The organism is Xanthomonas sp. NCPPB 2250 (assembly GCF_056725265.1).
Window position 1 is genome coordinate 3,453,415 of record NZ_CM161520.1, and the last position, 12,521, is coordinate 3,465,935.

Genomic DNA, 12,521 nt, shown 5'->3' on the forward strand with positions numbered 1-12,521 from the left:
CCCACTCTCCAGGATCTCCGCTCCATGCCGCATTCGCCCGTGCCGTCCCCTGAACTGCCGCTCGCCCACCTGCGCATCGCCGATCCGTTCTGGCAGCGCTACCAGCGCCTGGTGCAGGAGGTGGTGCTGCCCTACCAGTGGGATGCGCTCAACGACAAGGTCGCCGATGCCGAACCCAGCCACGCCATCGAGAATTTCCGCATCGCCGCCGGCCGCAGCGACGGCACGTTCTACGGCATGGTGTTCCAGGACAGCGACGTGGCCAAGTGGCTGGAAGCAGTGGCCTACCTGCTGGCGCAGCATCCCGATCCGGCGCTGGAGCGCGATGCCGACGCCACCATCGAGCTGATCGGCGCCGCGCAGCAGGCCGACGGCTACCTCAACACCTACTTCACCGTGAAGGCGCCGCAGGAACGCTGGACCAACCTGGCCGAGTGCCACGAGCTGTACTGCGCCGGGCACATGATCGAAGCCGGCGTGGCCTACTTCCAGGCCACCGGCAAGCGCGCCCTGCTCGACATCGTGTGCCGGCTCGCCGACCACATCGACGCCACCTTCGGCCCCGGCCCGACGCAGTTGCACGGCTATCCCGGGCATCCGGAGATCGAACTGGCGCTGATGCGCCTGTACGAGGCCACCGGCGAGGCGCGCTACCTGGCGCTGGCGCGCTATTTCGTCGAACAGCGCGGCACCACGCCGCACTACTACGACGAGGAGTACGCCAAGCGCGGCCAGACCTTCTTCTGGGGTGGGCACGGCCCGGCCTGGATGATCCAGGACAAGGCCTACAGCCAGGCGCATCTGCCGGTGGCGCTGCAGGACATCGCGGTCGGCCATGCGGTGCGCTTCGTGTACCTGTACGCCGGCGTGGCGCACCTGGCCCGGCACAGCGGCGACGCCACCCTGCGCGCGGCCTGCGAGCGGCTGTGGGACAACGCCACCCAGCGGCAGATGTATCTCACCGGCGCGATCGGCGCGCAGAGCTACGGCGAGGCCTTCAGCGTCGACTACGACCTGCCCAACGACACCGCCTACAACGAGAGCTGCGCCTCGATCGGGCTGATGATGTTCGCCAACCGCATGCTGCAGCTGGCGCCGGACGGACGCTACGCCGACGTGATGGAGCGGGCGCTGTACAACACCGTGCTGGGCGGCATGGCCCTGGACGGGCGCCACTTCTTCTACGTCAACCCGCTGGAAGTGCACCCGCCGACGGTCCACGGCAACCACACCTTCGATCACGTCAAGCCGGTGCGCCAGCGCTGGTTCGGCTGCGCCTGCTGCCCGCCCAACATCGCCCGCGTGCTGACCTCGCTCGGCCACTACCTGTACACCCGCCGCGACGACACGCTGTACGTGAACCTCTACGTCGGCAGCGACGCGCGGTTCGAGGTCGGCGGGCAGACCCTGACCCTGCGCCAGCGCGGCGAATATCCGTGGCAGGACACGATCGCCTTCGAGGTGGAGTGCAGCGCACCGGTGGAGGCGGCACTGGCGCTGCGCCTGCCGGACTGGTGCCAGGCGCCGCAACTGCAGCTCAACGGCGAGCCGGTGGCGATCGACGCGCATCGCCAGCACGGCTACTGCGTGCTGCGCCGGCGCTGGCAGTCCGGCGACACCTTGCAGCTGCGCCTGCCGATGCCACCGATGCGGGTCAGCGGGCACCCGCGCGTGCGCCATCTGGCCGGCAAGGTCGCGGTGCAACGCGGACCGCTGGTGTACTGCCTGGAGCAGGCCGACAACGGCGCCGACCTGCATCAGCTGCGCCTGCCGGCAAGCGCCACGCTGCAGGCCGTGCCCGGCAGCGGCGCACTGGATGGCCAGGTGCTGCTGCAAGCCACCGGCGAACGCCTGCACGGCGACGTCGACGTCGCAACCGCACCGCTGTACCGCTACGATGCGCCGCCGCCGACGCGGCAGCCACAGACCCTGACCTTCGTGCCCTACTTCGCCTGGGCCAATCGCGGCGAGGGCGAGATGCGGGTGTGGGTGGACGCCAGCGACGGCTGAAGGCAACGCCGCGGAGCGTCACCTGTAGGAGCGGCTTCAGCCGCGACCGGCGTTACCGGGAACGCCGGTCGCGACCGATTCCGCAAAAGGAAACAAGAGCCTCTCCTACCGGACAAGCTGCATTCGGATTGATCCTTGCGGAAACAGGTCGCCAACGCGATGCCTGCCCTGCGACGCCCCACGCCTGCATCGCACGCGCCGCACAGCCAGCACACGCTCTAAGCTAGGGCCATGGATGCCCTGGCCCTCGCCGCCCCGCCGTTCGCCCGCCTCGCCCTCGGCGCGCATCGCATCGCCGTGCCGGACGCCTGGCTGCTGCCGTTCGAGGTCGATGCCTTCGACAGCGACGATTTCCAGCGCCACCGCGTGCAGCCGCCGCCGTCGATCGTGCGCAGCGTGCGCAAGCGCCAGGCCGAGTACCTGGCCGGACGGCGCGCGGCGCTCGCCGCGCTGCGGGCGGCCGGCAGCCCGGCCACCGACCTTCCGATCGGCCCCGACCGCGCCCCGCTCTGGCCGGACGGTTTCCTTGGCAGCCTCTCGCATACCGACGGCGTGGCGATCGCCATCGCCGTGCCGACGTCCGCCGGAGCCAACGGCATCGGCCTGGATATCGAACGTGTGGTGGCGGCGGACCAGCTCGAGGCGATCCGCAGCGTGGCCCTGGACGCCAGCGACTGTGACGCGTTGGCTGCGCTCGCCCGCGTGCGCGGCTGGCCGTATGCGCTGACCCTGGGCTTCTCGGCGAAAGAGAGTTTCTACAAGGCCACCGCGGCGACCGTCGGCCGCTTCTTCGACTTCGACGCCTTGCGCATCGAAGGCTGCGACCCGGCCAGCGGCAGCGTGGAGGCGCGGATCGCCACGCCGCTGGCGCCGGCCTTGCCGGCCGGACAACCGCACCGTCTGCGCTGGGTGGACGTACAGCCCGGGCTGCTGCTCACCAGCTGCGTCTGGTAAGGAGACTGCGGGGGTTACGCCGTTGCCGCACAGCTGCGGCAACGCGCGCTGCACGCAACACGCGGCGCGGCGTCGACACCGCACTTCCGCTTGGCAGGCCGCGAGAACGCGGCGCCTGCCGAGGCGTCACACACTTACAACGCGGCCAGGATCTGCTCGCGCCGGCGCGTGTACTCCGCCGCATCGATCAGCCCCTGCGCCTTCAGCTGCTCCAGCGCGCGCAGGCGCTGCTCGACCGAGGCAACGGGCGGCAGCGGCGGCGGCACCGCCGCAGCCGGCCGGCGCCGCTGGGCGCGGATCGCCAGCCACACCACCATGCCGATCAGTAGCGGAAAGGCGAGCACGACCAGCAGGATGAGCCAATGCCAGATGCTGAATCCACCCATCGCGTTCTCCTGCCGGCCGCGTGCCGATCCTGGTACTTACTTCGCCTTGCCCTGATTGGCCACCGCTTCGGCGGCCTTCTTGGCCGCTTCAGGATCGCCCAGGTAGCGGTAGGACTGCACCTGCAGGCTGTCGTCCAGTTCGAACAGCAGCGGAATGCCGGTGGGGATGTTGAGCTCGAGGATTTCTTCGCGCGACACGTCGTTCAAGTACTTGTAGAGCGCACGCAGCGAGTTGCCATGGGCAGTGACCAGCACGGTCTGCCCGGCCTTGAGCTGCGGCGCGATGGCGTCGTGCCAGTACGGCAGCACGCGCTCGAGCGTGGTCGCCAGCGACTCGGTGGCCGGCAGCGCATTGCGGTCCAGGGTGGCGTAGCGGCGGTCGTGCAGCGGATGGCCCGGATCCTCGGCGTCCATCGGCGGCGGCGGGATGTCGTAGGAGCGGCGCCAGATCTTGACCTGGTCCTCGCCGTGCTTGGCCGCGGTCTCGGCCTTGTCCAGGCCCTGCAGGCCGCCGTAGTGGCGCTCGTTGAGACGCCAGCTCTTGTGCACCGGCAGCCAGTCCTGGTCGAGTTCCTTCAGCGCGCCCTGCAAGGTGTGGATGGCGCGCTTGAGCACCGAGGTATGGGCGACGTCGAACTGCAGCCCCTCCTCGCGCATCAGCCGGCCGGCGGCCACGGCTTCCTGGCGGCCCTGCTCGGTCAGGTCGACGTCGACCCAGCCGGTGAAGCGGTTATCCAGGTTCCACTGGCTCTGGCCATGGCGCAACAGTACGAGTTTGCGGGTCACTGCGACGGTCTCCGTTGGGGGATGCGTGGGTCGTGCGGCCCTGGATTGTAGCCGGTGGCGGGGATTCGGGATTCGGGATTGGGGATTCGCAAGGGCCTGGTTCTCCAGCAAGCGAAGCCGCCAAGCGCCACCTGATCGCCAGAGCCGCGCGGGAAGCGCCTTCAACGAATCCCCAATCCCGACTCCCCAATCCCAGCCTCTCCACACCCCAGCCACGAACGCGGCGCGATCATCGGCGCATGGACAGTTCTTCGCATTCCGTATTCGGCGACTGGGACGGCAGCATCGTGCAGGCGCGCGCGCTGCAGGCGACGCTGGCGCGCCAGGTCAGCCTGCAGGACGATGTGCCCGACCGGCCGCGCTGGCTGGCCGGCTTCGACGTCGGCTTCGAGGACGACGGTCAGGTCACCCGCGCCGCCGCGGTACTGCTCGACGCGCAGACCCTGCAGCCGCACCAGGCCGAGATCGCGCGCGTGCCCACCTCGATGGCCTACGTCCCCGGCCTGCTCAGCTTCCGCGAACTGCCGGCGCTGTTGGCTGCGCTCGGTCTGCTGCGGCAGCGACCGGACCTGGTGTTCGTCGACGGCCAGGGCATCGCCCATCCGCGCCGGCTCGGCATCGCCGCGCACTTCGGCGTGGTCACCGGGCTGCCCAGCATCGGCGTCGCCAAGACCCTGCTGGCCGGCCGCTTCGAGGAGCCCGGCGCGCAGGCCGGCGACCACAGCCCCATCGTGCATCGCGGCGAGGTGGTCGGCTGGGCGCTGCGCAGCAAGCTGCGCTGCAATCCGCTGATCGTCTCGCCCGGCCATCGTGTGGCGGTGGACAGCGCACTGCAGTGGACCCAGCGCTATCTGCGCGGCTACCGCCTGCCGGAACCGACCCGGCTGGCCGATCGGCTGGCCTCGCGCCGCGGCGAGGTGGCGATCGCCCAGCCGGGCTTGCTGTAGCCTCGGCATCCGCTGACGCGACCGCGAAGGCGCACTCTCTGCATCCGCACTGTTGTGTCGCGTCCGAGGCGGACGCGTTGGATTGAAACCACATGGCGTTGTCGCCACCCGCGTCGTCGATCGGTCGCCCCCGCCCGGGGGCGTGGATCCACGCAGTCGCCTGCATCGTGTCGCGATGCGCACCTGCGAAGGCGCATCATCTGCGCAAGAGAGGCGCACACCAGGCGCCGCGGCACGCGGAACATTGCGTCTTGCGTCGCTGGCGTCCGTGCCACGCGTCCGCATGCGAAGCTTGCGCTCCGTTCCTGCCACCACGAGCGCCGGCATGCCCACCCTGATCGCCCCCCGCGTCCACGATATCGGCGGCTTCGAAGTGCGCCGCGCCGTCCCCAGCGTGCAGGCGCGCAGCGTCGGCCCTTTCGTCTTCATCGACCACATGGGGCCGGCGGTGTTCGAGCCGGGCCACGGCGTGGACGTGCGCCCGCATCCGCACATCGGCCTGGCCACGGTCACCTTCCTGTGGTCCGGCGAGATCGGCCACCGCGATTCGCTCGGCTCGGACCAGGTGATCCGCGCCGGCGACGTCAACTGGATGACCGCCGGCCGCGGCATCTCCCACTCCGAACGCACACCGACCACGCTGCGCGAGCATGCGCATCCGCTGCACGGCATGCAGACCTGGGTGGCGCTGCCGAAATCGGCGGAAGAGACCGCACCGGCGTTCTACCACCATGCCGCCGCCAGCCTGCCGCAGCAGCGCCGCGACGGCGCGTGGCTGCGGGTGATCGCCGGCCGCGCCTACGGCGAGGAGTCGCCGGTCACGGTGTTCGCCGACACCCTCAACGTGGCCCTGGACCTGGACGCGGACGCGGAAATCGACCTGGACGCGCGGCATGTCGAGCGCTCGCTGTACATCCTGGAAGGCGAGGCGCAACTGGACGGCGTGGACATCCCGGCGCGGCACCTGGTCCTGCCCGAGCCCGGCGCGCGCGGGCGGCTGCGCGCCAAGACCCCGCTCAAGGCGATGCTGATGGGCGGCGAACCGCTGGATGGCCCGCGCCACCTCTGGTGGAACTTCGTGTCCAGCTCGGTGGAACGCATCGAGCAGGCCAAGCAGGACTGGCGCGAGGGCCGCTTCGGAACCATCCCGGGCGACGACCAGGAGTTCATTCCGTTGCCCGAACCCGGCCGCTGAGCCGGCGGCAGGCCTGCATCGGGCCACCGCCCCTCCACACGCGAAGCGCCACCGCCCTCGTCAGCCCGCGATCCGCAGCCGGAACTGCCTGATCGGCACAGCCGGGCGGGTGCCGCCATGCCGTACTTCGCGTACGGACATTCCGGAATTCACATCCCAATTGTCAGCGCGGCCACGCTGGGCTATGGTGCAGACGCGGCCGCGCACGCGTGACCGCACACGGGACACGCACTGCGTCGGGGGATGCACTGCCGGGATCCCGCACAGGATGGGCGCTCCCGCAGACGACGCCACAGGCGTGCGTATGGATCGAACGCGTCGCAGCGCGGCGTATGGGGAACATCGCGAATGAAGACACTCTTGCGCAAGGCGCTGCTGACCGCTGCGGCGGCGTTGCCGGCCGCTGCCGCCACCGCGCAGCAGGCACAGAACTGCCCACCGCTGCCGCCGCAGAGCAAGCTGCAGTGGAGCGAACGCAGCGACAAGGGCTTCATCGTCTGCCGCGCCAGCGACGCCGACGGACGTCAGGTGCTGGGCATGATGCTCACCGCGCGCGACCCGAACATTCCGCTGCAGCGCACGCTGCGCGAGGAAAAGGGCGCCATCGCCGGCGAGCAGGTGTACTGGTACCGGCCGGACCTCGGCGGCGCCGACCTGCCGGGCCTGGCCTCGCGCCGGATCGCGGTCGCGGAGCTGAAGAAGGGCCAGTTCGCGCAGGTGTGGATCGACGCCGCCGACACCCAGGAACTGCAGACCCTGCAGTCGCTGGTGCAGGGGCTGGACATGCGTCAGTCGAGCCTGGCGCTGGAGCGCTGAAGGCCGTAGCCCGGGAGACCCACGTAGGAGCGGCTTCAGCCGCGACAGGTGTTCCCGGGAACGCCCGTCGCGGCTGAAGCCACTCCTACGACGAACGGCACGACGCCGCAGAGAAGGCGCGCGACGCGCGCCGTCAGAAGCGCCCTTCCTGGAAATCCACGAAGGCCTGCATCAGTTCCTGACGCGTGTTCATCACGAACGGCCCATGCCGCGCAACCGGCTCGCGCAACGGCCGTCCGGCGACCAAAATCAGCCGTGCGCCCTGCGTGCCGGCCTGCACCTGCAGCAGGTCGCCGCCGCCGAGCACCGCCAGCGTCTGCGCCGGCAACATGCGCGCCGCCTCGCCTTCGCCCAGCGCCGCTTCGCCCTCGAACATGTAGGCAAAGGCGTTGTGTCCGGACGGCAGTTCGAACGCCCAGCACGTGCCGGCGTCCAGCGCGATATCCAGATACAGCGGGTCCGTGGCCGGCTGCGCGATCGGGCCCTGCACCTCGCCGACCTGGCCGGCGATCACCTTGACCGCCCCCCCCGGCGCCGGCTGCGCCACCGGGATGCGCTCGGGCGCGAACTCCTGGTAGCGCGGCGCGGTCATCTTGTCGCGCGCGGGCAGGTTCACCCACAGCTGGAAGCCGCGCATGCGCCCCTTTTCCTGCTCCGGCATCTCCGAATGCACCAGGCCGCGGCCGGCGGTCATCCATTGCACGCTGCCCGGGGTCAGCAGGCCATCGTTGCCGTGGTTGTCCTTGTGCCGCATGCGCCCGTCGAGCATGTAGGTCACGGTCTCGAAGCCACGGTGCGGATGGCTGGGGAAGCCGCCGATGTAGTCCTCGGCCCGGTCGGTGCCGAACTCGTCGAGCAGCAGGAACGGATCCAGTTCGGGCAGCGCACCGCCGCCGATGACGCGGGTCAGCTTGACCCCATCGCCGTCGGCGGTGGCGTGGCCGCGGATCGCGCGCAGGATGCGCGCGGGGGCGACGGTGGTGGAAGCGGTCATGTCGGACGATCTCCTGATGAGCTCCCTACTGTGGGCGCCGCCGCCACCGCGGCCAACCGCGACAGGCGCAACCCATCGTTCCATCGGGTGCGGAGACCGGTTCCCTTCTCCCTCCGGAGAAGGTGCTCCGCAGGGGGGCGGATGAGGGTATGGGCGCAGCCTCGTGCGCAGACTGGCTTCGCGAGGGCTTCGCCCCCACCCTCACCCCAACCCCTCTCCCGGCGGGAGAGGGGCTTAAGCGTCCCTGAGGTGCCCACTTCTCCCGTCGAGACCATGAACTCCCTTCTCCCACCGGGAGAAGGTGCCAAGTAGGGGCGGATGAGGGTACGGGCGCAGCCTCGTGCGCAGGCAGGCTTCGCGACGGCTTCGCCCCGTACCCTCACCCCAACCCCTCTCCCGGTGGGAGAGGGGCTCGCGCCCTTCCCTTCTCCCACCGGGAGAAGGTGCCCCGCAGGGGCGGATGAGGGTACGGGCGCAGCCTCGTGCACAGGCTGGCTTCGCGAGGGCTTCGCCCCGCACCCTCACCCCAACCCCTCTCCCGGTGGGAGAGGGGCTCGCGCCTTTCCCTTCTCCCACCGGGAGAAGGTGCCCCGGAGGGGCGGATGAGGGTACGGGCGCAGCCTCGTGCAGCGAATCATGGCGCATGGTTGGATTCGCGACGGCTTCGCCCCCGTACCCTCACCCCAACCCCTCTCCCAGGGGGAGAGGGGCTCGAGCGCTGCGCCGTCCGTCCCCGCCACGCCGTTCGTCACAAGGACTGTCTACGACCAAAGTACTAGCCCCTCGGCCCTCCCCGCCATTGACCCCCCAAGGCCATCGGGGCGACCCTTGCGGCAATCTCCGGGGGAGCGTTCTGCATGAAAGGGTTTTCCAAGCTGGCCTGGGCCGCACTCGCCATCCTGGCGGCGTTCTGCCTCGGCACCATCGCCCTGCGCCGCGGCGAACACATCAATGCGCTGTGGATCGTGGTGGCCGCGGTGTCGATCTACCTGATCGCCTACCGCTTCTACAGCCTGTTCATCGCCGACAAGGTGATGCAGCTCGACCCCACCCGGGCCACGCCGGCGGTGCTCAACAACGACGGTCTGGACTACGTACCGACCAACAAGCACGTGCTGTTCGGCCACCACTTCGCCGCCATCGCCGGCGCCGGGCCGCTGGTCGGGCCAGTGCTGGCCGCGCAGATGGGCTACCTGCCTGGGCTGCTGTGGCTGGTGGTCGGCGTGGTGTTCGCCGGCGCGGTGCAGGACTTCGTGGTGCTGTTCCTGTCCAGCCGTCGCAACGGCCGTTCGCTCGGCGACCTGGTGCGCGAGGAGATGGGCCAGGTCCCCGGCACCATCGCCCTGTTCGGCGCGTTCCTGATCATGATCATTATCCTGGCAGTGCTGGCCATGGTCGTGGTCAAGGCGCTGGCGGAAAGCCCCTGGGGCATGTTCACGGTGATTGCGACCATGCCCATCGCGATCCTGATGGGCGTGTACATGCGCTACATCCGACCCGGCAAGATCGGCGAGATCTCGATCGTCGGCCTGATCCTGCTGCTGGCGGCGATCTGGTTCGGCGGCAAGGTCGCCGCGGATCCCACCTGGGGCCCAGCCTTCACCTTCACCGACGTGCAGATCACCTGGATGCTGATCGGCTACGGCTTCGTCGCCTCGGTGCTGCCGGTGTGGCTGCTGCTGGCGCCGCGCGACTACCTGTCCACCTTCCTCAAGATCGGCACCATCATCGCCCTGGCCATCGGCATCCTGGTGGTCATGCCCGACCTCAAGATGCCGGCGCTGACGCAGTACGCACACAACGGCATGGGTCCGGTGTGGACTGGCGGTATCTTCCCGTTCCTGTTCATCACCATCGCCTGCGGCGCGGTGTCCGGCTTCCACGCACTGATCTCCTCCGGCACCACGCCCAAGCTGCTCGCCAACGAGTCGCACATGCGCTACATCGGCTACGGCGGCATGCTGATGGAATCGTTCGTCGCGGTGATGGCGCTGGTCGCCGCCTCGATCATCGAGCCGGGCGTGTACTTCGCGATGAATGCGCCGGCGTCGATGGTCGGCAACGACGTCGTCGCGGTCGCCGCCAAGGTCAGCGAATGGGGATTTGCGATCACCCCCGATGTGCTCGAAGCCACCGCCCGCGACATCGGCGAGACCACCATCCTGGCCCGCGCCGGCGGCGCCCCGACCCTGGCGGTAGGTATCGCGCAGATCCTGCACCAACTGCTGCCGGGCGAGGACATGATGGCGTTCTGGTACCACTTCGCGATCCTGTTCGAGGCGCTGTTCATCCTCACCGCGGTCGATGCCGGCACCCGCGCCGGGCGCTTCATGCTGCAGGACCTGCTGGGTAATTTCGTGCCGGCGCTGAAGCGGACCGAATCATGGGCCGCCAACATCGTCGCCACCGGCGGCTGCGTGGCGCTGTGGGGCTACCTGCTGTACACCGGGGTCAAGGATCCGTACGGCGGCATCCGCACGCTGTGGCCGCTGTTCGGCATCTCCAACCAGATGCTCGCCGGCATCGCGCTGATGCTCGGCACCGTGGTGCTGTTCAAGCTGAAGCGTGACCGCTACGCCTGGGTCACCATCGTGCCGGCGCTGTGGCTGCTGATCTGCACCACCTACGCGGGGCTGATCAAGATCTTCGACCCGAACCCGGCGCAGGGTTTCCTCGCGCAGGCACACAAGTTCCAGGACGCGATCGCCAGCGGCACGATCACCGCGCCAGCCAAGACGGTGGCGCAGATGCAGCAGATCGTGACCAACGCCTACGTCAACACCGGGCTGACCGCACTGTTCCTGTTCGTGGTGTTCTCCGTACTGATCTACGCGGTGAAGACCATCCTCGTCGCCCGCCGCACCCCGCAGCGCAGCGACCGCGAGACTGCGTATGTGGCCTTGCAGCCGCATCAAATGGCGGACCTGTAATGGCTGGCGCCCTGGTTCCGGTCGGGCAGTACCAGGCGCACCGCCGGCTATGGCGGCGCCTGGTGCAGACCGCGCGGCTGTGCTGCGGCATTCCCGACTACGACAACTACGTGCGGCACATGCTGGAAAAGCACCCGGACCGCGAGCCGATGGACTACAAGACCTTCTTCCGCGAGCGCCAGGAGGCGCGGTACGGCGGCAAGAGCGGGTTTCGCTGTTGTTGAAGGGCGGGGATTGGGGCGTCGGGATTGGGGATTGGTGGCGGGCGCCTGGAGGTAGTCGGCGAACCCGGCGGATCAGGCGGCGGTGATCCTGATGAAACTGCGGCGATGCTTGCAATGAGCATCGCCGCTTGGCTGTCGTAGGAGCGGCTTCAGCCGCGACGCGTTACCGGCAAAGCGTCGCGGCTAAAGCCGCTCCTACGGAGAAGCACGCGGATGCCTTGCACTCGCAGGGCTGCTCCCATTCCCCAATCCCGATTCCCGAATCCCCGCGCTTCAGGCCGCCGCAGCGCGCACCAGTTCCGCATAGGTCTGCGGCAGTTCGCGCATGTGCTCCATCACCGCGGCCACGCCGAGCTGGCGCAGGGTCGCGGCATGCCCGGCGGGAATGTGCGCGGCGCCAGTAAAGCCGATCACCGTCATGCCCGCGGCCAGCGCGGCGCTGGCGCCGGTGGCGCTGTCCTCGATCACCAGGCAGCGTTCCGGCGCCACGTCCAGCGTGCGCGCCGCCAGCAGATACACGTCCGGCGCGGGCTTGGGTCGCGCCACCATGTCGGCGCTGAAGATGCGCTCGCCGACACGCTCATGCAGGCCGGCGCGCGCCACCGAGGCGACCACGCTCTCGCGCATGCTGTTGGAGGCGACCGCCAGCGGCAGCGGCAACGCCAGCAAGGCCTCGCGCACGCCGTCGATCGGCTGCACCTCGGCGGCAATCAGCGCCTCCGAGCGCGTGCGGATCTCCTCGTACAGGCTCGACGGCAGCGCCAACGCGTACTGTCGCTGCACGCGCTGCACGATTTCCTGCGCGGTGAGGCCGAAGCTGCCGGCGAGAAACTGTTCCAGTTCGGCCCGCGGCACATAGGCGCCCAGCGCGTCGAGCATCACCCGGTCGGCCAGCACTTCGCTGTCGACGAGCACGCCGTCGCAATCGCTGATCAACAGGTCGAAGGGGGTCGCCGTCATCGCGCGCTCCTTTGGGAAAACATCCATTATGCCGCTGCGCACATGTCCCTCGCCTGTGCGGCGCCTGCAGTCGTGGCAGCGCGGCCAATCACATGGCGCACGCGCTGTACGCGCCTGCGGCGCTGCCTGTCCGCCCTGCCCGCTCGCAGCAGCAATCGCGTCTCGGCGGCATCCGTGTCTTGGCGACATCCCCGGCCGCCAAGCGTTTGTTTCCGGTTAAACAACGGACCGCCTGGCGGGACGCCACCAAAGATTCGCAGACCGCGTCACAAAACTGGCACAACACCACCGCGATCCGCTGCTAGCATCGGCAACGGCG

The 12,521-nt window shown here is 69.4% G+C and carries 12 protein-coding genes; 8 read left to right on the forward strand and 4 right to left on the reverse strand.

Features of this window, described 5'->3' with window-relative positions; all coding sequences use genetic code 11:
- Window positions 1-24 precede the first annotated feature (24 nt).
- Window positions 25-2,010, forward strand: a complete 1,986-nt coding sequence (locus AC1PMG_RS13745; RefSeq protein ID WP_481109252.1) for a glycoside hydrolase family 127 protein — start codon at window positions 25-27, stop codon at window positions 2,008-2,010.
- A gap of 231 nt (window positions 2,011-2,241) precedes the next feature.
- Window positions 2,242-2,964 carry a 4'-phosphopantetheinyl transferase family protein gene (locus tag AC1PMG_RS13750; protein ID WP_481109253.1) on the forward strand — a complete coding sequence of 241 codons (723 nt, stop codon included), beginning with the start codon at window positions 2,242-2,244 and terminating at the stop codon, window positions 2,962-2,964.
- Window positions 2,965-3,098: 134 nt separating this feature from the next.
- On the opposite strand, the gene AC1PMG_RS13755 is transcribed toward AC1PMG_RS13750, so the two are convergent.
- Both AC1PMG_RS13755 and gpmA read right to left on the reverse strand, forming a co-directional pair.
- Window positions 3,099-3,350 (reverse strand): SHOCT domain-containing protein, encoded by a 252-nt coding sequence (locus AC1PMG_RS13755; RefSeq protein ID WP_481109254.1) that lies wholly within the window; start codon window positions 3,348-3,350, stop codon window positions 3,099-3,101.
- Window positions 3,351-3,386: 36 nt separating this feature from the next.
- Complete coding sequence (gene gpmA / locus AC1PMG_RS13760) at window positions 3,387-4,136, reverse strand: 2,3-diphosphoglycerate-dependent phosphoglycerate mutase (RefSeq protein ID WP_010342084.1); 750 nt, start codon at window positions 4,134-4,136, stop codon at window positions 3,387-3,389.
- Window positions 4,137-4,375: 239 nt separating this feature from the next.
- Between gpmA and nfi the strand changes: the two genes are divergently transcribed.
- The 3 genes from nfi to AC1PMG_RS13775 all read left to right on the forward strand — a co-directional run bounded on the left by nfi (window position 4,376) and on the right by AC1PMG_RS13775 (window position 7,094).
- A complete protein-coding gene (gene nfi, locus AC1PMG_RS13765; protein WP_481109255.1) occupies window positions 4,376-5,083 on the forward strand; it encodes a deoxyribonuclease V in 708 nt (235 codons plus the stop codon).
- A 325-nt stretch (window positions 5,084-5,408) separates the two neighbouring features.
- Window positions 5,409-6,278, forward strand: a complete 870-nt coding sequence (locus tag AC1PMG_RS13770; RefSeq protein ID WP_481109256.1) for a pirin family protein — start codon at window positions 5,409-5,411, stop codon at window positions 6,276-6,278.
- A gap of 348 nt (window positions 6,279-6,626) precedes the next feature.
- Window positions 6,627-7,094, forward strand: a complete 468-nt coding sequence (locus AC1PMG_RS13775) for a hypothetical protein (protein ID WP_017917461.1) — start codon at window positions 6,627-6,629, stop codon at window positions 7,092-7,094.
- A gap of 133 nt (window positions 7,095-7,227) precedes the next feature.
- Here the strand turns inward: AC1PMG_RS13775 and AC1PMG_RS13780 are convergent, their stop codons facing one another.
- A complete protein-coding gene (locus AC1PMG_RS13780; RefSeq protein WP_481109257.1) occupies window positions 7,228-8,088 on the reverse strand; it encodes a pirin family protein in 861 nt (286 codons plus the stop codon).
- An 857-nt stretch (window positions 8,089-8,945) separates the two neighbouring features.
- Here AC1PMG_RS13780 and AC1PMG_RS13785 point away from each other — a divergent pair.
- Together AC1PMG_RS13785 and AC1PMG_RS13790 are read left to right on the forward strand one after the other, a co-directional pair.
- Entirely contained in the window at window positions 8,946-11,018 is a 2,073-nt protein-coding gene (locus tag AC1PMG_RS13785) for a carbon starvation CstA family protein (RefSeq protein WP_342073715.1), read from the forward strand.
- A complete protein-coding gene (locus tag AC1PMG_RS13790) occupies window positions 11,018-11,242 on the forward strand; it encodes a YbdD/YjiX family protein (protein ID WP_017909376.1) in 225 nt (74 codons plus the stop codon). The genes AC1PMG_RS13785 and AC1PMG_RS13790 overlap by 1 nt, the downstream gene beginning before the upstream one ends.
- 273 nt (window positions 11,243-11,515) lie before the next feature.
- Here AC1PMG_RS13790 and AC1PMG_RS13795 read toward each other — a convergent pair whose 3' ends face one another.
- Window positions 11,516-12,202, reverse strand: a complete 687-nt coding sequence (locus tag AC1PMG_RS13795) for an HAD-IA family hydrolase (RefSeq protein ID WP_481109258.1) — start codon at window positions 12,200-12,202, stop codon at window positions 11,516-11,518.
- Between the two features lie 92 nt (window positions 12,203-12,294).
- On the opposite strand from AC1PMG_RS13795, the gene AC1PMG_RS13800 reads away from it, so the two are divergent.
- Entirely contained in the window at window positions 12,295-12,507 is a 213-nt protein-coding gene (locus AC1PMG_RS13800) for a hypothetical protein (protein ID WP_481109259.1), read from the forward strand.
- The last annotated feature ends 14 nt before the right edge of the window (window positions 12,508-12,521 follow it).